The organism is Ignavibacteria bacterium (assembly GCA_017302895.1).
In the GTDB taxonomy this organism is placed as follows: domain Bacteria; phylum Bacteroidota; class Ignavibacteria; order Ignavibacteriales; family Ignavibacteriaceae; genus UTCHB3.
Genome location: JAFLBV010000002.1, coordinates 515,529 through 534,884, shown reverse-complemented (window position 1 = coordinate 534,884; position 19,356 = coordinate 515,529). Strand labels below are relative to the sequence as shown.

19 protein-coding genes are annotated in these 19,356 nt (G+C 41.6%); 15 read left to right on the top strand and 4 right to left on the bottom strand.

The window, feature by feature from the left end; genetic code table 11:
• Positions 1 to 12: 12 nt before the first annotated feature.
• Positions 13 to 513, top strand: a complete 501-nt coding sequence (locus J0L60_09960) for a damage-inducible protein DinB (GenBank protein ID MBN8546441.1) — start codon at positions 13 to 15, stop codon at positions 511 to 513.
• 28 nt (positions 514 to 541) lie between these two features.
• On the opposite strand, the gene J0L60_09955 is transcribed toward J0L60_09960, so the two are convergent.
• Positions 542 to 1,633 carry a T9SS type A sorting domain-containing protein gene (locus J0L60_09955; protein ID MBN8546440.1) on the bottom strand — a complete coding sequence of 364 codons (1,092 nt, stop codon included), beginning with the start codon at positions 1,631 to 1,633 and terminating at the stop codon, positions 542 to 544.
• Positions 1,634 to 1,721: 88 nt separating this feature from the next.
• On the opposite strand from J0L60_09955, the gene J0L60_09950 reads away from it, so the two are divergent.
• From J0L60_09950 to J0L60_09900, 11 genes are all read left to right on the top strand, one after another.
• On the top strand, positions 1,722 to 2,318 hold the full coding sequence (locus tag J0L60_09950) for a GDSL family lipase (protein ID MBN8546439.1): 597 nt from the start codon (positions 1,722 to 1,724) through the stop codon (positions 2,316 to 2,318).
• A 78-nt stretch (positions 2,319 to 2,396) separates the two neighbouring features.
• Positions 2,397 to 4,001 carry a CTP synthase gene (locus J0L60_09945; protein ID MBN8546438.1) on the top strand — a complete coding sequence of 535 codons (1,605 nt, stop codon included), beginning with the start codon at positions 2,397 to 2,399 and terminating at the stop codon, positions 3,999 to 4,001.
• A 6-nt stretch (positions 4,002 to 4,007) separates the two neighbouring features.
• The gene (locus J0L60_09940; protein ID MBN8546437.1) at positions 4,008 to 4,613 is read left to right on the top strand and encodes a phosphoribosylglycinamide formyltransferase; all 606 of its coding nucleotides are present in this window, start codon (positions 4,008 to 4,010) and stop codon (positions 4,611 to 4,613) included.
• A gap of 39 nt (positions 4,614 to 4,652) precedes the next feature.
• Positions 4,653 to 6,167, top strand: coding sequence for a bifunctional phosphoribosylaminoimidazolecarboxamide formyltransferase/IMP cyclohydrolase (gene purH, locus J0L60_09935; protein MBN8546436.1), 1,515 nt, complete (start codon positions 4,653 to 4,655; stop codon positions 6,165 to 6,167).
• A 10-nt stretch (positions 6,168 to 6,177) separates the two neighbouring features.
• Entirely contained in the window at positions 6,178 to 7,203 is a 1,026-nt protein-coding gene (locus J0L60_09930) for a rod shape-determining protein (protein ID MBN8546435.1), read from the top strand.
• A gap of 1 nt (position 7,204) precedes the next feature.
• Positions 7,205 to 8,038 carry a rod shape-determining protein MreC gene (locus tag J0L60_09925; protein ID MBN8546434.1) on the top strand — a complete coding sequence of 278 codons (834 nt, stop codon included), beginning with the start codon at positions 7,205 to 7,207 and terminating at the stop codon, positions 8,036 to 8,038.
• A complete protein-coding gene (gene mreD / locus J0L60_09920; GenBank protein ID MBN8546433.1) occupies positions 8,035 to 8,541 on the top strand; it encodes a rod shape-determining protein MreD in 507 nt (168 codons plus the stop codon). Before J0L60_09925 ends, mreD begins: the two co-directional genes overlap by 4 nt.
• Complete coding sequence (gene mrdA / locus J0L60_09915; GenBank protein MBN8546432.1) at positions 8,538 to 10,373, top strand: penicillin-binding protein 2; 1,836 nt, start codon at positions 8,538 to 8,540, stop codon at positions 10,371 to 10,373. Before mreD ends, mrdA begins: the two co-directional genes overlap by 4 nt.
• Positions 10,374 to 11,603 (top strand): rod shape-determining protein RodA, encoded by a 1,230-nt coding sequence (gene rodA, locus J0L60_09910; GenBank protein ID MBN8546431.1) that lies wholly within the window; start codon positions 10,374 to 10,376, stop codon positions 11,601 to 11,603.
• An 8-nt stretch (positions 11,604 to 11,611) separates the two neighbouring features.
• On the top strand, positions 11,612 to 12,436 hold the full coding sequence (gene pyrF, locus J0L60_09905; GenBank protein MBN8546430.1) for an orotidine-5'-phosphate decarboxylase: 825 nt from the start codon (positions 11,612 to 11,614) through the stop codon (positions 12,434 to 12,436).
• Positions 12,437 to 12,573: 137 nt separating this feature from the next.
• Entirely contained in the window at positions 12,574 to 14,055 is a 1,482-nt protein-coding gene (locus tag J0L60_09900; GenBank protein MBN8546429.1) for a DUF2851 family protein, read from the top strand.
• A 115-nt stretch (positions 14,056 to 14,170) separates the two neighbouring features.
• Here the strand turns inward: J0L60_09900 and J0L60_09895 are convergent, their stop codons facing one another.
• Genes J0L60_09895 through J0L60_09885 form a run of 3 tightly spaced genes read right to left on the bottom strand, consistent with a single transcriptional unit; the run spans position 14,171 to position 16,475 of the window.
• Positions 14,171 to 14,752, bottom strand: coding sequence for a bifunctional nuclease family protein (locus tag J0L60_09895; protein ID MBN8546428.1), 582 nt, complete (start codon positions 14,750 to 14,752; stop codon positions 14,171 to 14,173).
• The gene (locus J0L60_09890) at positions 14,749 to 15,717 is read right to left on the bottom strand and encodes an electron transfer flavoprotein subunit alpha/FixB family protein (protein MBN8546427.1); all 969 of its coding nucleotides are present in this window, start codon (positions 15,715 to 15,717) and stop codon (positions 14,749 to 14,751) included. The genes J0L60_09895 and J0L60_09890 overlap by 4 nt, the downstream gene beginning before the upstream one ends.
• A gap of 11 nt (positions 15,718 to 15,728) precedes the next feature.
• The gene (locus J0L60_09885; GenBank protein MBN8546426.1) at positions 15,729 to 16,475 is read right to left on the bottom strand and encodes an electron transfer flavoprotein subunit beta/FixA family protein; all 747 of its coding nucleotides are present in this window, start codon (positions 16,473 to 16,475) and stop codon (positions 15,729 to 15,731) included.
• A gap of 123 nt (positions 16,476 to 16,598) precedes the next feature.
• On the opposite strand from J0L60_09885, the gene J0L60_09880 reads away from it, so the two are divergent.
• From J0L60_09880 to J0L60_09870, 3 genes are read left to right on the top strand one after another with little or no spacing between them, the layout of a single operon-like run.
• On the top strand, positions 16,599 to 16,937 hold the full coding sequence (locus tag J0L60_09880; GenBank protein MBN8546425.1) for an ATP-dependent Clp protease adaptor ClpS: 339 nt from the start codon (positions 16,599 to 16,601) through the stop codon (positions 16,935 to 16,937).
• A complete protein-coding gene (gene dacB, locus J0L60_09875; GenBank protein ID MBN8546424.1) occupies positions 16,927 to 18,351 on the top strand; it encodes a D-alanyl-D-alanine carboxypeptidase/D-alanyl-D-alanine-endopeptidase in 1,425 nt (474 codons plus the stop codon). The genes J0L60_09880 and dacB overlap by 11 nt, the downstream gene beginning before the upstream one ends.
• 9 nt (positions 18,352 to 18,360) lie before the next feature.
• A complete protein-coding gene (locus J0L60_09870) occupies positions 18,361 to 19,353 on the top strand; it encodes a M28 family peptidase (GenBank protein MBN8546423.1) in 993 nt (330 codons plus the stop codon).
• The last annotated feature ends 3 nt before the right edge of the window (positions 19,354 to 19,356 follow it).

Here is a 19,356-nt window from a genome sequence, read left to right as displayed (position 1 = left end):
AAGGACAGAAAAATGATCGTTGACGAATTCTATCGTGAATTTGAACAGGAATTCAAAGGAACAAGGAAAGTGCTCGAAATTCTCGATTTTAGTAAATTCGATTTCAAACCGCATCCCAGGTCATTCTCATTAAAGCACCTTGCCATGCATCTTGCTAACATTTCATACTGGGGATTAATGACTCTGACCACGGATAAATATCATCTAAAAGATTCCGAAGTTAATCCAGATATTAATGCCCCTGAAAGAAAGGAGGAGATGCTCAGAAAATTTGACGAAAATGTGAGAAAATTTCTTGATGTGCTTCGTGGGATGAATAAGGAGCAAATGGATGAAATATGGACTCTATATTATAACGGGAAACCGTTTTTTGGAGAGCCGAGGCATTCAGTGCTTAGGTCCTCAGTGATGAATCACATGATTCATCACAGAGGGCAATTGACAGTTTATTTGCGGATGAATGATCTGAGAGTACCGGGACTCTATGGGCCCAGTGCTGACGACAAGAAATGATATTTTAGGCTAATCCTAAGGTTATCAACTATTTCAGCAGACTGATCTTTTTCACCGATCTTCCAACAGGTGTGTTCAAAATAACAAAATATACTCCTGATGAAAAACCGGTGGCTTCAAATTCAATTTTGTAATGACCCGCAGTTTTGTAACCGCTATGCAGGGATTTAATAAATTCACCTGCAGCATTAAATACGCTGAGATTAACTTCTGTTGCCTCAGGTAGTGAATAAGAAATCACTGTTGACGGATTAAATGGATTCGGGTAATTGTCGTAAAGCGTTACTGTTGAAGGAAGGTGTCCTGTTTCATCATCTTTCAGGCCGACTGGAAACTGGAGTGGTATCCTGCTGCTTCCGGCGTTAACCACTTCTTTCGTAATATCATCCTGAACAACAGCTATGGAATATTGATTTGAATCCTTCCACGCAGTTTCGAATTTATATCTCCAGGTAAACTCATATATACCCTTCGAAGACGGGAAAAGCTCACCGGAAGAATTTGGGATCGATTTTCTGAATACATGAGGGAAATACTTTTCCCCATTCGAACCGGGTGCAGTAGTGAAATTAACCGGGTGTTCAACTGCATAAACTCTTAACTTCCATGTACCTGCCGGGAGGTTTGACAACAAATATGCCTTCACTCTCACTTCAATGGAATCAGGCGAAATTCGTGACTGGCTCACTTCAAGTCCGAGCGGGGAGGAGATAGCCATTCTGGTCTTGTAGGCTCCTGACAAGTTTGAGGGAGAAAATGGCCAGACATCTACAATTATTCCATCGACATTCAACCACGGTGTCGCATTCACATTTCCCTTCATAAATTGAATCCGATCACGGTTTTGCTGAATATTGTGCTGATACATCGGATCGCTGACCCCGGGCCACCATGCATGATAGGTTACACCAATCAATGAGTCTTTCATTGTCTCCATGTATGAATTCAGGGCAGGATTACTCTGTGCACACGGACCACACGAGGCATTCGTCACTTCCTCATAGAGGGGGTATCGTCTGAATCCGGAAGTAACATTTTCAACGGCATGTGTATCAAACTGGGCGGAAAGAGGAATTACCAAGGTTATGAATACGAGACAAACAGTAAAAATATTTTGCATTGAACACCGGAATTATGGGTTGGGCGAATAAGTATTAATTAAATTTATATCTTGAAATTACAAAAAATTTGAGAGATCAGAAAACAACATGAGCAGAAAACTTGAGATCGATTCACACTATATTCATCGCACAACTTTGTTTTCAATGTACGGAAGCGATGGAGAGTGTGTCGTTTTTTTAGGTGACAGTATAACAGAAATGTGTGAGTGGCAGGAATTTTTCCCCGAAATCAGAATCATAAACAGGGGAATCTCCGGCGACAGTACTGCCGGAGTATTGAACCGGTTGGATCAGATTATCGGATTAAATCCTGAAAAAATATTTTTAACCATTGGTGTAAACGATTTACAGAGACACTACCCAATGGATGAAGTGATTTCCAATATCAGAGAAATTATTTTAAAACTTTCCGGTTCCACAGGTGCAATAATTTTTCTTCAATCGATACTTCCTGTCAGGGAAATGATGCTTCAAACAGGAATAAAAAACAGCACAATTGATGAAGTAAATGCCTCACTTGCTGTAATGGCGAGAGAATTAAATATTCAGTTTTTAGACAATAACGCTCTTTTAAAGGACATTTCAGGCAACTTGTCGCTCGATTTTACATCAGACGGACTTCATTTGAACGGTGATGCCTACTCCCGCTGGGCAATGAATATCAAGGAAAAAGTAATTGGGTAAACACATCCATTAACTTTGAAAAAGGTTGCCATTCTAACTATATTAGAAGTTTAAATTATTTAATTTTATGGACATAAGTTGGTTAAGTACATTTTTATTACCGGCGGGGTAGTATCCTCGATTGGTAAAGGAATAACAGCCGCATCATTGGGATTGTTACTGAAACAGCGTGGCTACCGGGTGACAATCCAGAAATTTGATCCGTATATCAATGTGGATCCGGGAACGATGAATCCATTTCAGCACGGTGAAGTGTATGTAACCGAAGACGGTGCTGAAACAGACCTCGATCTGGGACATTATGAGCGATTTCTCGGTTTGAATATGAACCGCGCGAATAATACTACCACCGGTCAGATTTACTATGATGTTATAAACAGAGAGAGACAGGGTGAGTACCTTGGAGCTACTGTTCAGGTTATACCCCACATCACAGATGAAATTAAAAGACGGATGTGTAAACTTGGTGAATCAGGTGATTATGACATAATAATTACCGAGATTGGCGGAACTATCGGCGATATAGAGAGCCTGCCGTTTATTGAGGCGGTAAGACAACTGCTTCATGAGTTTGGAAAAAAGAATGCACTTACTATCCATGTTACTTATGTGCCATATATTCGCTCTGCTGCCGAGGTTAAAACCAAGCCCACGCAGCATTCTGTAAAAGCCCTCCTGGAACTCGGGATTCAACCAGACCTGCTTGTTTGCCGTTCTGAGAAGAATCTTTCACTCGAGATAAGAGCCAAGATTGCTTCATTTTGTAATGTTGAGAGTTCTTCGGTTTTCTCGACTCAGGATTGCGACACAATCTACGAGGTACCGCTCATACTGCACCAGGAGAAGATGGATCTTGTGGTGTTGAAAAAATTCAGGTTACAGGATACGAAAATTGAACTTGGGCAGTGGAAGAAATTTGTCAATAAGATTAAAAATCCTGACCGTACCATAGAAATCGCAATTAGTGGTAAATATATCGACTATCATGATGCCTACAAAAGCATAATGGAATCTTTTGTACATGCAGGTGCCGAAAACGATGTAAAAGTCAAAATCAGGTGGATAAATGCAGAAGACTGTGAGACCGGTGATTTAGATGAGCTCTTTTCGGGCATAACCGGCATTCTGGTACCGGGAGGATTTGGTATCCGGGGAATAGAGGGAAAAATAAAGACCATCAATTACGCTCGAAAAAACAACATTCCTTTCTTTGGAATTTGTCTCGGTATGCAGTGTGCGGTAATTGAATTTGCCAGATCAGAATGCAAACTGCCAAAAGCGAACAGCTCTGAAATCAAAAAAGGCAACTATTCGGTTATTGACCTTATGCCGGGTCAAAAAGGTATTAAAAACCTCGGTGGTTCAATGAGACTCGGTTCCTACAACTGTGTAATTAAAGAAGGAACCAAAGCAGCCGAGGCATACGGTGTCAGCGATATCTGGGAAAGACACCGTCACAGATATGAGGTAAACAACGATTTTCGGGGTGTTTTAGAGAATGCCAGATTGATAATAAGTGGCACTTCTCCAGACGGTTTGCTTGTTGAAATGATTGAATTGAAAGATCATCCCTGGTTTGTGGCATGCCAGTTCCATCCTGAATTGAAGAGCCGGGCAACAAAGGCGCATCCTTTATTCCGGGAGTTTGTGAAGGCAAGTAAGATTTATTCTCTTACAAACTGACATTTTATGGCAAAACTGAAACTGGCAATTTTTGTTTCAGGCAGGGGATCAAACCTTCAGGCCATCGTTAACAGCGACTTGTTAACTGATTTAGTTGAAACGAGTTATGTCATTAGTGACAAACCTGATTGTAAGGCGTTTGAGTTTGCTCATTCCAAAGGGATCAAGACCCTGACAGTTGGAAAACACGGTTTAAGTTTTGATGAAATTGCTGGAATACTGGTTGATCAGGGAATCGGGCTTGTTGTGCTTGCAGGTTTTCTTAAACTGGTTCCTGCCGGGTTTGTGGCAAAGTTTGAAAACCGTATTATAAACATTCACCCCGCACTACTTCCGTCTTTTGGCGGGAAGGGAATGTACGGGCATTTTGTCCATGAGTCAGTATTTGATTCAGGTGCCAAAATATCAGGTCCGACAGTACATTTTGTGAACAATGAATATGACAAAGGATATATAATTGCTCAGTCTGCAGTTGATATATCCATGGTGAAATCTCCTGATGAGATAGCCGAAAAAGTGCTGGTAGAGGAGCATAAACTGCTGCCCGCCACAGTTGCACTTTTTGCAGAACAAAGGATAAAGATTGTGGACGGCAGAGTCAGAATCGTCTGAATTCGTTCCACGAGTAGTTAATTGACAGAAAGAATAAAATTGAAGAAATATGCTCTTGTCTCACTGACGGATAAAACCGGTTGTGTCGAACTGGCATCCGGTTTGTCAGGTTTGGGATATACAATCGTTTCAACAGGAAACACAGCCCGGCTGTTAAGGGAGTCGAAAGTCGAATGTGTTGAAATAAGTGATTTTACGGGTTTCCCTGAAATCCTGGGAGGAAGAGTAAAGACAATTAACCCAAAAGTTTTCGGCGGAATTTTGGCGAGAAGGGATAACAAAGATGACCTTGCCGAGATGGCACAACACGGAATTGTAGATATCGATGTAGTGGTTGTAAATTTGTACAATTTTTCAGGGGCTGCCTCAAATGTTGACTCATCAATTCCGGAACTTGTTGAAAAGATTGATATTGGCGGGGTTTCACTGATACGGGCTGCTGCCAAGAATTTTAGATTTGTCTCGATACTCACTGCTCCACATCAGTACCTCGAGTTTCTTGAAAGAGCGGGAAAAGGAGAAATTGACGAACCTTACCGGCAGTTTTTAGCAATTGAAGCATTCAAGGTTACCGCTCAGTATGATTCACTGATCTCCTCAACTCTTGAGAGGAGAACTACCGGTGAAAAAGGAACACTTTCGATATTTGAACCTGAGCGGAGGGTTTTAAGATATGGTGAAAACCCTCACCAAAAGGGATATTTTTTCGGTGACTTCAACGAATACTTTGAACAGCTTATTGGCAAGGAGCTCTCATACAACAATATACTTGACCTCTCGGCAGCTTCAGAGCTCGTATCTGAACTTGACGGAGTTGTGTGCGCCATTATCAAACACAGCAATCCCTGTGGAGTCGGAACAGGTGAAAATTCACTGGATGCATACACAAAAGCTTTGTCATGCGATCCGGTCTCTGCATTCGGTGGAATTGTGGTATTTAACAGTATCGTTGATGCCGAAACAGCGGAAAAACTAAACGAGATTTTCCTTGAACTCGTGGTTGCCCCTTCATTCACGGAAGAGGCTATAGAGATTTTGAACAGAAAAAAACAAAGAAGAGTGCTTCTTCAGAAGAAAAAAGTGGATATTCCCTTCGTTATCAGAAATGCAGCAGGGGGCTATCTCGTTCAGGAAAAGGATTCATACCGGGGTGAACTCGAGAATTTTGAAACAGTAACCAGAAAAATGCCTGAGAAAGGGGCTGAAAAGGATATTCTTTTAGCCTGGAAAATCTGTGCAAATGTAAAGTCGAATGCCATCGTGCTGGTAAAGGAAGGCAGGTCAATCGGGATTGGTGCCGGACAGGTTTCCAGAGTGGATTCAGTAAAAATTGCAATCAAAAAAGCTGAAGAGTTCGGATTCGACACCAAAGGGGCTATTGCTGCATCAGACGCATTTTTCCCGTTTGAGGATGGAGTGAATCTTCTTGCGGAGGCTGGAATTACAGTGATCGTACAACCCGGGGGGTCGGTACGCGACAAAGAGAGTATTGAAGCTGCGGACAGGCATGCGATCTCTATGATATTTACAAAAGTCAGACACTTTAAACACTGAGGTTTCTTAGATGGGATTATTGGATTTTTTAGCAAATGATATAGCAATCGACCTTGGGACAGCGAATACTCTTATTCATGTCAAAGGTAAGGGAATCGTGTTAAACGAGCCCTCAATCGTGGCCTACGACCGCAACACCAGGAAAATCATCGCCCTTGGCAATAAAGCCAAAGAGATGATGGGCAGAGAGCACCGTGAGATTGCTGTAACCAGACCGATGAAAGACGGAGTAATCGCCGATTTCGAAATTGCCGAAGGGATGATTCGTGCTTTCATCAAAAAAGTTAATTCAGGTATTGTTTCTGCCAGAAAAGTGGTAATAGCTGTTCCGAGCGGCGTAACCGAAGTTGAAAAAAGGGCTGTTAGAGACAGTGCCGAGCATGCAGGGGCAAAAGAGGTTCACCTTATTTCTGAACCAATGTCTGCTGCCATAGGTATAGGAATCGATGTTTCCAGACCCGAAGGTAACATGGTTATCGATATTGGTGGTGGAACTACTGAAATTGCTGTAATTGCACTTTCAGGTATCGTGGTTGAAGAATCGATCAAGGTTGCCGGTGATGAAATGAATGAAGCAATTGTAAGCTTCTTCAGAAGGAACTACAATATTCTGATTGGAGAAAGGACGGCTGAAGCAATAAAATGTCAGGTCGGTTCTGCCATGGCGTTACCGGAAGAACTTACCATCGAAGTAAAGGGACGGGATCTTGTAGGCGGTGTTCCAAAGAAAGTTGAAGTTTCATCTGTGGAAATCAGGGATGCCCTCGAGGGACCTGTAGTTCAGATTCTTGAGGCAGTCAGGAGATTACTCGAGAGAACCGGAGCCGAGCACTCAGCCGATATTCACAGTTCCGGAATTATGTTGTCGGGAGGTGGTGCGCTCCTGAAGGGTCTTGATAAAAGAATAAGATTGGAGACAAATCTGCCCGTTCACATTGCGGAGGAACCCCTTACTGCAGTGGTTCGCGGTGCCGGAAGGGTCATTGATAATCTGAATGGATATTCTGCAGTTTTGATAAGGCACCGTCGCTATTAGAATGAGAGAATTTTTCTATTCACTTTTTCAATCTTTCAAGTCTTATCTAATCCTGATAATTCTCATAATCATTTCATTTTTTCTGATGTCGTTAAGTGAATCCGAATCGACACAGAAGCTTAGAGCACTCGCTTTATCGACTTTCTCGAGAGTTTCCGGGGTATTTGGATATGTCAATTTCATCACTGATCTCCGGTCCGACAATGAGGAACTCAGGCGAAGAAATGCGGAGTTGATGCTCGAAAATAATCAGTTGCGGGAGTTCGGTCTGGAAAACAGTGAGTTGAGAGAAATGCTTGCATTTCAGGATACGAGCTCATACGAATTGATAGCCTCAGAAGTCATTTCCAAATCATACCTTGCAGATCAGGTTAATTTCACCATCAATAAAGGTACAAAAGATTCTGTAAAACCCGGGATGCCCGTGATATCGCACAACGGACTTCTGGGAATCGTCTACACTTCCACAGAAAACTACTCGATCGTAAGAACTTACAAAAATGTCAATCTGAAAATCATCGTGAAATTGTTGAATTCGGGAACCCCCGGTATCCTCAAGTGGAACGGCACAGAACTGATTATGCAAGGGATTCCAAAAACCTTGCAATTGAAGAAAGGGGAGAGAATTATCACTTCTGAAATCAGTTCATTAATCGGAATAAATTTGCCGGTAGGAGAAGTTGTTAAGATATTGAATCCCGAGAGCGGTTTGTTCAACGATATCCTCATCGATCCGTATGTCGATCTGAACAGTACCCTGAATGTGTTTGTTATGCGTATGGTGCAGAGTAAAAAAGTGGACAATTACGAACTGAATTATCTGAAGACGAAATGACAAATAACAAATATTTCAAGTACCTTCTTCCGGTTTTATATCTAATACCTCTTCTGTTTGTGCAGGTCGTTTTCGTTCCCCTTATTTCAATTGAAACCATAGTTCCGGACCTTATCCTGATACTTGTAGTTTACTATGCAGTGAAACAGGGACAGATACCGGGTACGGTGTTTGGATTTGGTGCCGGGCTGATATTTGACCTTGTTACAGGAAATTTACTGGGAAGTGCTGCTCTTGCCAAAACTGTCGCGGGATTCGTAGCAGGTTACTTCAGTACAAACAGAATTGACATTAATTTAAAGTCCTACAGATTTATATTTATAATTCTGCTTGCAGCCTTCATCAACTCTTCAACTTTCGCTCTGGTAACAAATTTCGACCTGAATAATAATCTTCTTAAACTTATTTTTGAGCAGGGAATTACTCCCGCACTTTACACAGGATTCATAAGCGCAATTTGGATCTTTGCAACTCCAACAAAAAAAGGTGACTGGCTGGAATGACACTACTTTCCTCGACAAGAAAGACTGTGCTCGCCTCTATTATACTAGGTCTTTTTCTTGTTTACGGTTTAAAGCTATTTCAGATGCAGATAGTTTTCAACAGTAAATTTGAAAATAAATCTACCGACAACAGTATTAAGGCGATTGAACAGATGCCCCTCAGGGGTGTTCTTTATGACCGTAATTTTAGATTGTTGGTTGACAATGTGCCGTCGTACACTGTAAGAATTACTCCTTACGAATACGACACCACGAAAAATTCGATGCTCGAATCGCTCCTCCAACTTCCCAAAGACACTATTTCACGCATACTTCTGAAGCACAAAAAATACGGGAAGTATCAACCTGTCCGTATCAAGAAGGGTGCTACATTTCAGGAAATCGGTTGGCTGGAAGAGAATTCTGAACGATTCCCCGGAGTCGATTACATAATCGAAATAAAGCGGGGTTACACAAATATTTTTGGTGCATCCCATGTCCTTGGTTATCTAAAAGAGACGAACGATAACGACTTGAAAAAAGACAGCTTCTATACTCTTGGTGATAACATCGGCATGAATGGTATTGAAAAGAGCTATGAAACCTACCTTCGCGGTGAAAAGGGGTACAACTACATTCTTGTAAATGCATCAAGGAAGAAAATTGCAAGATTTAAGGAAGGGAATGCCGACAAACCTTCGATAAAGGGGAAAGACCTCGTACTTTCTCTTGACTCTGCCGCTCAACTTACTGCCGAACAGGTGATGCACGGAAGGAGCGGAGCGATAGTTGCAATAGAACCTTCGTCAGGTGAGATACTGGCGTTTTCAAGCTCACCCGGATACGACCTTTCGAAGTTTTCCGATATTACTCCCGCAGATTATATGAGGGAACTGATTTCAAATCCACTTAAACCGCAGTTTAACAGAGCTACCATGTCAACCCATTCTCCCGGGTCCACATTTAAAGTAATTGTGGCTTTGTGTGCGCTGGAACTCGGTGTGTTAAACGAAAACAGCACAATTTACTGCCCCGGATCATTCACCTATGGAAACAGAACATTCAAGTGCCACGGTGCTCATGGCGCGACAACAGTTTACAGGGCGCTTGAGGGTTCATGCAATGTGTTTTTCTACAAATTGATTTTTGAAATTGGAGTGGACCGTCTTAATGAATTTGCAAAGAAATTCCGGATTGGAACCAAGACAGGAATTGATCTTCTGGAAGAATCTAAAGGTTTGATACCCTCCACTCAGTATTATGAAAAAATATACGGGAAAGGCTGGCCCAAAGGTATTTTGGTTAGTGTTGGTATCGGACAGGGCGAGGTGAGTATGACACCGCTTCAACTGGCTCTGATGACCGCAATTGTTGCAAACAACGGCAAGTCATTTGTCCCTCATCTTGTTAAAGGCTATCTCGATGAGAAGAGAAAATTTGTTCCTTTCCGGTTCGAAGAAATCAATACCGGAGTCAGTGAGAGCAATGTAAGGATTATCAAAAAAGGGATGTGGCTCGTGGTCAATGGTGGCGGGGGAACTGCCAAGAACATCCGGAGTACCGATGTGGTAATAGCGGGCAAGACAGGAACAGTGCAGAATATCCACGGGAGAAACCACTCACTGTTTGTCGGGTTTGCCCCCTATGATGATCCCAAAATAGCAGTCGCAGTTCTTTTTGAAAATGCAGGTTACGGAGCTGATGTGGCTGCACCGGTGGCTGAACAGGTCATTCTTGCATATCTTCGTTCTTCAGGAGTAATAAAACAGAAAGAAAAGGAAGAGAAACCGAAAAAACCTTCAAAATCAGGGGATACAACCCAACTTCTCACTAACATTGAAAACGGGGATTAGATGAAGTTAGGCGGGAAAATATCCGGGAGATTCGATTTCCTGATTTTTGGTGCTGTTATTATTCTTTTAACATTCGGGTTACTGGCGATTTACAGTTCAACTCAGAATGTAACCCAGGTTCGAAACAATTTTGAAAAACAGATAGTTGCTCTTGTTCTCTCAATCATAATTTTTGTTGTAATCTATAACCTTCCCAGCACACTTATAAGAACTGCAATCCCATGGGCTTACGGGTTAAGCATCTTTTTGCTGATAGCAGTACTCATCTTTGGTAAAACAATTGGTGGTGCCAAAGCTTGGATAAGTTTGGGCCCTCTGAATCTCCAGCCGGCTGAATTTTCGAAAATTGCAACACTTCTTGCCCTGGCATCATTTCTGGAAGAAAAAGGGAATGATATCGAGGATATAAAAGTAATTTTGAAATATCTGGCAATCGGACTTTTTCCTGTTGCTCTGATAATGCTTGAGCCCGATCTGGGAAGTTCGCTGGTTTATTTTGGGATGATCCTTACCCTGCTTTTTTGGCGGGGAATAAGTGCATTTGGTTTGTTTGTCGTTCTAGCTCCACCTCTAGTAATGATCAGTTCCCTGTTCGGGGTTTGGTACATTGCAGGCGCATTTGCTGTTGTTATTGCTTTTCTGTTTGTATTTAAAAAAAATATTTTCATCACAACAGCCCTTCTGGGTGTAAATTTTGCTTCGGCATTCTTTGTAAAGTATTTCTTTAACATCCTGAGCCCTCACCAAAAAAAGAGAATTCTTACATTTGTCGATCCGAACTCAGATCCACTTGGTGCAGGTTATAATGCCATTCAGGCGCAGATAGCCATAGGCTCCGGAGGACTTTGGGGCAAGGGATTCATGTCGGGCAGCCAGACTCAGTTACAGTTCATACCCGAATTGTGGTCGGACTTTATTTTCTGCGTGGTGGGAGAGGAATTCGGCTTTTTAGGCACGATTGCAGTGATTTCATTATTCGTGCTAATATTTCTCAGAATCCTCAAGATAGCAAGTGAAACAAAGAGTGACTTTTTCAGTCTGGTCGTTGTAGGAATACTATCAATTTTTGTGATACATTTTGCCATCAATATCGGAATGGTTATTGGAATAGTTCCTGTTATCGGAATTCCGTTGCCTTTCGTTAGCTATGGGGGGTCGTCACTTCTGTCAAATTTTATTATGCTCGGAATTGTATTTAACATAGCCAAAAGCCGTCACGCAATTAATTGAGGTGGTGAATGAATTCGTTTGAAAAACTGGAAGCACTTGTAAAACAGGGAAAACATATCTGCGTTGGTTTGGATACCGACATCAAAAAAATCCCTGCTGTTGTTAGAAAATCTTTAAATCCTCTGTATGAATTTAACAGACTAATTGTTGAATCAACAATAACTGAAGCCGCAGCATACAAGCTTAATTTTGCCTTTTATGAAAGTCATGGAATGGAAGGTTTTAAGGTTTTAAGGAAAACTGTGGAGTTAATCCGCTCCAGGAGTGAGGATGTACTGATAATTGGAGATGCCAAAAGGGGGGACATCGGAAATACTTCCATGATGTATGCCAAAGCAATCTTCGATGAACTGGGATTCGATTGTTCAACCCTGGCTCCGTATATGGGGAAGGATTCCCTTGATCCATTTTTTGAGTACGAAGGGAAAATTAATTTCATACTCGTACTCACCTCGAACAAAGGTTCGGAAGATTTTGAAAAAATGTTGTTGAGCGACGGAACAGCTCTCTATAAATCTGTGCTGCGAAAAATCAAAAGCTGGTACCCGGCAAATCAACTTGGCACAGTTTTTGGAGCAACAAGGATCGAAAACTTGAAGGAAGATATTGTTGATTTGAAAGGTACCACGGTTCTAGTGCCGGGCGTCGGAGCGCAAGGTGGCAGTGCCGGTGAGGTCGCTTCAATATTTAATTCTGCAGGACACAGAAATTTTCTGATTAATTCCAGCAGAAATATCATTTACGCATCACAAGAAGAAGATTTTGCTTCATCTGCATTTGACGAACTTCAAAAACTTAACAGAGAAGTGAATCAAATTTCTGAAAGCGTGTGATCAACAGGAGAGTAATCAAAGAGTAATTAACCCGGTATAGTAAGCCGGAGGAAAGATATATTTCTCGTAAATGGGAATATATTCTAATAATTGATAGATAATACTGTCGGCTATTATCGTATTTCGATGGAGAGAGAATGAAAACTGCTGCATTACCCGAAAAACTGATTTATGAAATTTGGAAAAATCAGGAGTTCAAGTCTGATATTTATACAAGAGATGGCGAGAGGATTCGTGTTCTCGACAGGGGTGTTGAATCCACTGAACTGGGAGGTCCTGATTTCAGGAATGCTCATATCCAAATAGGCAGTCTGACATTTGTCGGTGATATCGAAATAGACAATTTTCATACCGACTGGAAAAATCACGGTCACTCAAAAAATCCAAAGTTTAACAAAGTTATCCTTCATGTAATTCTTGACGATTCTGATCAGCGAATTTTTGTTACAACCAAAGACGGCAGAAAAGTCCCCTCCATAAGTGTAATTGATTTTATTGATCAATCTTTAAGTACATCGCTCCGAAAGCAGATAGCAAATTTCAGATTAAGCAGTATCAATAAAATTTCGTGCAAACAGTTGACTCTGCTTGTTACAGAGGAAGAAAAACTTCAATTTTTGAAGAGACTCGGAATTGAGCGGTTCAAGCGAAAATGTGAAAAAGTGGCATACAGGATGAAGGAGATACTTTTCCTTGAGGAGATGAAGATATGTGAACCTGAACATGGATACGATGTACCACTTGAGTATCTTGAAAGAAAACTGACACGAAAGGAAATGAATAACAAAGCCGTATGGGAACAGTTATTCTATGAAGGGATATTTGAGGCTTTGGGCTACTCCCGAAACAAAGAGATTATGCTAAGACTTGCGAAGGCTGTCGAATTAAAATATCTGAAAACACTGGGGCAGGATGCAGATTTTATTCACAATGCTGAAGCACTCTTCTTCCATGTGTCCGGTTTGCTTGAGTTAACGCATAAAGGGGAGTCAGAGGAAACTTCAGGTTACATCAGATCGCTGCATGAAAAGTGGCTCGAGCTTGAAGAGATATACGATGGAAAGACTTTTTCTTCGGAAGACTGGTCATTTTATCGTATGAGACCTCAAAATTATCCAACTGTGCGCCTTGCTGGTGGTGTGAGACTTCTGAATGAAATTATTAATCATAATCTGATCGGCGGATTACACCGTAAATTTATCGACATTCACAATCTTAACACTCTAAAAGTTTGCATAAGAAGCATCTTTGTAACAAAAGGACATGGATACTGGAGCCGGCACTATATGTTCGATACGGAAGCCAAGCCGTATATAAATTTCTTTGTCGGAAAAAACCGTGCTGACGAAATGGTGCTTAATGTGGTACTTCCGATACTTTATATCTATTACGAGTTGTTTGGCAAGCATAAATTTGCGGCTAAAACATTGAAACTGTTTAGTGAAGTGGATATGGAAATCGATAACACACTTGTTAGTGAAGTGTCTTCAGCTTTGAATCTGGATTCACACAAGCATGGACCACTGATCTATCAAGGAATGCTGGAACTCTTCAGAAACAAATGTTCCAAAGACAAATGTGACCAGTGTTTGATTGGAGAGAAGGTCTTTTCAGAATAGGAGAGACTTTTCAGGTTTCTGTTTTGCCTGATGGGTTGGGAAACTAATCAACGAAATATTTTGATTTCCCTTTTTTCGCCATGATTGAGGAGGATTTCCTGTTTTCATGAATTGCTCAGTTACTCTTCCCTCCGAGTTTATTAATCTCATCGCGTACTTTTGCAGCCTGTTCATAATCTTCATTTTCGAGCAATTCCCTGAGTCTGTCCTGGAGTGCCGCAAGTTTGGTTTCCCTGATTGTTGATCTTTCAGAAGGATCGCCTGATTCATCATCCTTGGGTGTTTCTTTTGCCGGATAAAATCCCGCCTCATCCATCACTTTTTCAGCGACATAAATTGGTACCTGACATCTGATTGCGAGATTGATTGCATCCGAGGGACGGGCATCAACTTCATTAGTAAAACCGGATACATCGAGTACGATATTGGCATAATATGTGTTTTGGAGGAGTTCATGAATGACAACCTCGACGACAGAAGCGCCGAGGTTATCAATCACAGATTTCAATAGATCGTAAGTATTTGGTCTTTCCAGAGCCTGCCGTTCAATTACAAAGGCAATCGACTGAGCTTCGAAGTGTCCGATGATAATTGGCAGTTTACGCTCTCCATCCACTTCTTTAAGAAGCAAAACAAAAGCTCCTCCGCCTGCCGGACTTGTAGAAATACCGAGAACTTCACATTCTATTTTGTTCAATTTGCGATCACTTTCTTTAACTCGTCTTTTAATGCAGGCAATACTTCGAAAACATCGCCGACTATACCATAGTCTGCAATAGTGAAGATCGGTGCATCCTTGTCTTTGTTAATAGCGACAATATACTTTGAAGAAGCCATGCCTGCAAGATGCTGAATGGCACCGGAAATCCCACATGCAATATAAAGAGAAGGAGTCACAGTTTTACCCGTCTGGCCCACTTGTTCACCGTGAGGTCTCCAGCCTGCATCAACTACTGCTCTTGAGGCACCCACTGCGGCACCCAAAACCTCTGCAAGTTCTTCCACCATATGGAAATTGCCTGATTCTTTCAAACCTCTTCCGCCTGAAACGATGATATTTGCTTCAGCGACATCAAGTTTGCCTTCAGATTTTTTGATCTCGCTCACGATGGTCGAGAGATCAGAACCTGAAAGCGTAACAGTCTCAAAAACTGTCTCTACCGGGGAATCAACTAAAGGAAATACATTCGGACGAAGTGTAAACACCTTGACACCGGCAGCAGATTTTACTTTTTGTAAAGCCTTTCCTGCAAATACGGGTCTTACGGCAATCAGTTCACCGCCTTCAACTTCGAGAGAGGTGGCATCAGAAATAATTGCAGCATTCAAACCTGCTGCAACTCTGGGTGCAAGATCTTTTCCCATTGCGGTGTTTGCGAAAATCAGAGTATCGGCTCCACATCCTTTTGCATAATCGACGATCGATTGGGCATATCCAGACGGCGAATATTTCTCGAAAGCCGGATCAGAGAGGGTAACGGCTTTTTTGATACCATACTGTGACAGTAATTGAGAGTTCTCAACAGAAGCCGCAGGGATTACAGCCAGGGCTTCACATCCGAAAGTTGCAGCCAGCACAGAGGCTTTTGAAGCTGCTTCCAACCCGGATTTCTTTATTTTTCCATCTCTTTGTTCAATAACTGCTAAAATCATTTTTGACATAAATAATCTCCTTAGATAACTTTTGCTTCTTCTCTTAAAAGGCGTACCAGTTCGGGTACTGCTGATGAATCGGTTCCAAGAATTCTCCCGGGTGCTTTTGGATTTGGGAGAAACATTTCAACCACTTCCACCAACGGGGCAGGTGCGGTGACAGGTCTCTCTTCAAGTTTTTTCCTTTTGGCATCCATAATCCCTTTGAGATTTGGATATCTTGGATCATTCAGCCCTTTTTGAGCAGTTATCACGACAGGAAGGGACGATTTTACTACTTCTCTTCCGCCTTCAATCTCTCTTTCCGCAGTAACAGAGCCATTTTCAATATTCAACGACACGCAGACAGTTATGCAATTCAAGCCGGCTTTTGCAGCGGCGAGTTGTCCCACCATCGAAGTATCATAATCTACAGACTGTTTGCCCATGAATACAATATCGTATCCGCTCGCTTTGATTTCCTCTGCAAGAAGTGTTGCCACACCGTTAGAGTCGAGTGTATCCTGTGTTTTTAAAAGCAAGCCGGAATCAATTCCCATGGCTAATGCTTTCGTCATAATCGCCTTGTTTGAGTCATCACCGACACTGATAACAACAGTCTCACCACCGAATTTCTCTTTGGTTTTAACTGCCTCTTCAATGGCGAACTCGTCGTAGGGATTAACTATAAAAGATACACCGGTTTTATCGATCTCTTTACCGCCGGCAGCAATCTTTATTTTGGTAGCTGTATCGGGTACATTGCTGACGCAAACAGCTATTTTCATTTGACCTCCGTATTGTATGAATTTGTTAAGGAATGACTTACAAAAATAAGAAAGATGATGGTTTTTTCTTTAAATTACCGTTTTATGTTTTAAATTATTTTACTACGAAATATCTGAAATAAAATGACCAAATTTGAAAGAATCTTGACCATTTTTGGAGGAAATCCAGGAACCGAAGGTCAGGAAGTTCAATCACCTGAGATATCCGAGGACATCGACTCGGGCTCTTCCTCGAAATATGCTGCGAGGGTCATTTTATACAATGATGACTTTCATTCCTTTGAGGAAGTAATAGGACAACTGATAAAAGCCCTGAATTGTTCCTCTGCGAGGGCAGTTTATTTGACTATGAAGGCTCACAGCGAAGGGAAGGCGGTTGTTTTTAAGGGAGAGTATTTAAAATGTATAAAAGTTTCATCAGTTTTGGAAGAAATTGCACTGAGGACAGAAATTGTATACTAAAATATCTATAAAGTTTTTCTTTTTGGTGATGTGTCTTTCATTCACCAGGGTCTCAGCTCAGGAGGAGAAATTCCTCTCAGAGTTAAATACCATTCTTAATGATACCTTTTTCACCTCCTGTAATGCGGGGATCGAAGTTTACAATCTATCGCAGAAAAAGTCGTTGTATTCCCGTGACCGGCTTAAATTGATGAACCCGGCATCCAACATGAAGGTTATCACTTCAATTGCAGGGCTTGTATATCTCGGAAAAGACTACACTTTCAAAACAAAAATTGGGTACACCGGTCAGATAGAAAATTCAGTTTTGAATGGCGATATTGTAATTGTGGGATATGGTGACCCTGACTTCAAGATGGACAGTCTGAATAAATGCTATGACCTGCTAAGTGCTTTTGGCATAAAAGAGATAAAGGGAGATATTTTGCTTGATGTTTCATACAAAGACTCTCTTTTTTGGGGTGAGGGCTGGATGTGGGATGACGACGGTGCCGTAACTTCACCTTTTATGTCAGCTCTGAATATTTACGGAAACACAGTGAAAGTTACCGTTTCGCCGGTTGCTGGGGGTGGAAGACCTCATGTTTCCGTTTATCCGGTAACTAATTATTTTGAAATTGTAAATTCCGCATCGATGAGCAATGATGGAACTGATTTAAGAGTCTGGCGTGATTACCTCGAGAGAACAAATAAAATTTTTGTAAAGGGTAAAATGAGTTACGGTTCCCAGCCGGCAGTCTATATATTTAATGTCTGGCAACCGGAATTCTATTTCGCAACCCTTCTGAAAGAAAAACTTGAGAGGGGCGGAATCAAGGTTTCAGGGAAAGCAAGAATCATCTACCACGACTACAAGATGACTCAACTGTATGAGTTTCAGCATCCTTATTCAAAATTGATTAATCAGTTAAACAAAAAAAGTGATAATCTGTATGCTGAAATGGTGCTTCTTGCGTTAGGTGGTATTTCAAGAAACAAAAATGTCTCTTTCGCTGACGGAAAGAAATACCAGGACAGTATCATAAAGTGGGCGGGGAAGAATCCGGCAGATTACAGACTGTCGGATGGTTCAGGTGTCTCCCGATACAATGTTGTCAGTGCCTCTCTTCTACTGGCTCTCACAAACAAAATTTACGAAACAGGCGGTGAACTGTTCGATATTTACTACAATTCATTACCAATCGCAGGGGTGGATGGTACTCTGGCTTCAAGAATGAAAACAGGATTGTGCTACAACAATCTCCATGCAAAAACGGGCACACTTTCAGGAGTGAGCAGCCTCTCGGGTTATTTAAGAGCAAAAAGTGGAGATATGATTTCGTTCTCTATAATGATGCAGAACTTTCCCGGCAGTTCCTCAAAAGCAAGAGGTTTTCAGGACGCCATTTGTGAAATAATTGCACAGAATAATTGAGGTGAAATTATGAATTTTGGGAAAGTAACAGTAGCATTGATTCTTTTCGCATTTATTTTTACTTCCTGCAAGAAAAAAGAAGAACCTCCCGCCGTTCAACCGCCTCAATTTGAAATTCAAAAAAGAGATAATATGCCGGTTTATGACAGTCTAAATGTTTACGAGTATGTAAAAAGACAGACAGAATTTGGTCCGAGGGTTTCGGGACTTCCTTCCTGGGAGAATGCAAAAAAGTATCTTATCGAGCGGCTGCAAAAATCGGGAGCGAAAGTTACAGTTCAGGACTTTGAAGCTGTTGTCCCATGGGGAGACAAATTGAAGTTTACAAATATCATCGGAAGTTTTAATCCTGATGCCACTAAGAGAGTGCTGCTTTGTGCTCACTGGGACAGCAGACCCCATGCTGATAAAGAAGTTGACAGCAGTAAACACAAAACTCCGATTCCCGGAGCCAATGACGGCGCCAGTGGTACCGGAGTCTTACTTGAACTGGCAAATGTAATCGGAAAAAACAAACTGGAATTCGGTGTCGATATTGTACTGTTCGACGGGGAAGATTATGGACTTTCGAACAGTCTCGAGGGATATTGTCTCGGTTCAAAACACTTTGCCTCCAATTATCCTCTGCCTGTAAAGCCAAAATTCGGGATTCTGCTCGATCTTGTTGGTGATATGGAAGCTGTTTATATGCGGGAGCCGGCTTCGATGCAGTATGCAGGGGATGTAGTGGAATTGCTTTGGCAATATGCCCAGAGTTCAGGTAACACAAGATTCAAGGATTTTGTCTCACAACCGATATATGATGACCATATCCCGTTAAATGAATCAGGCATCAAGACTTTGAACATAATTGATGCCGGACTGGTTGGAGCCAATTCCGCCAATCCCCGAAGAAACTACTGGCATACATTGAATGACGATATGAGGAATATCAGCATAACCACATTGTACGACCTCGGCAGGGTACTAACAGGATTTTTATATTCACTTAAAATTAATTAGGCA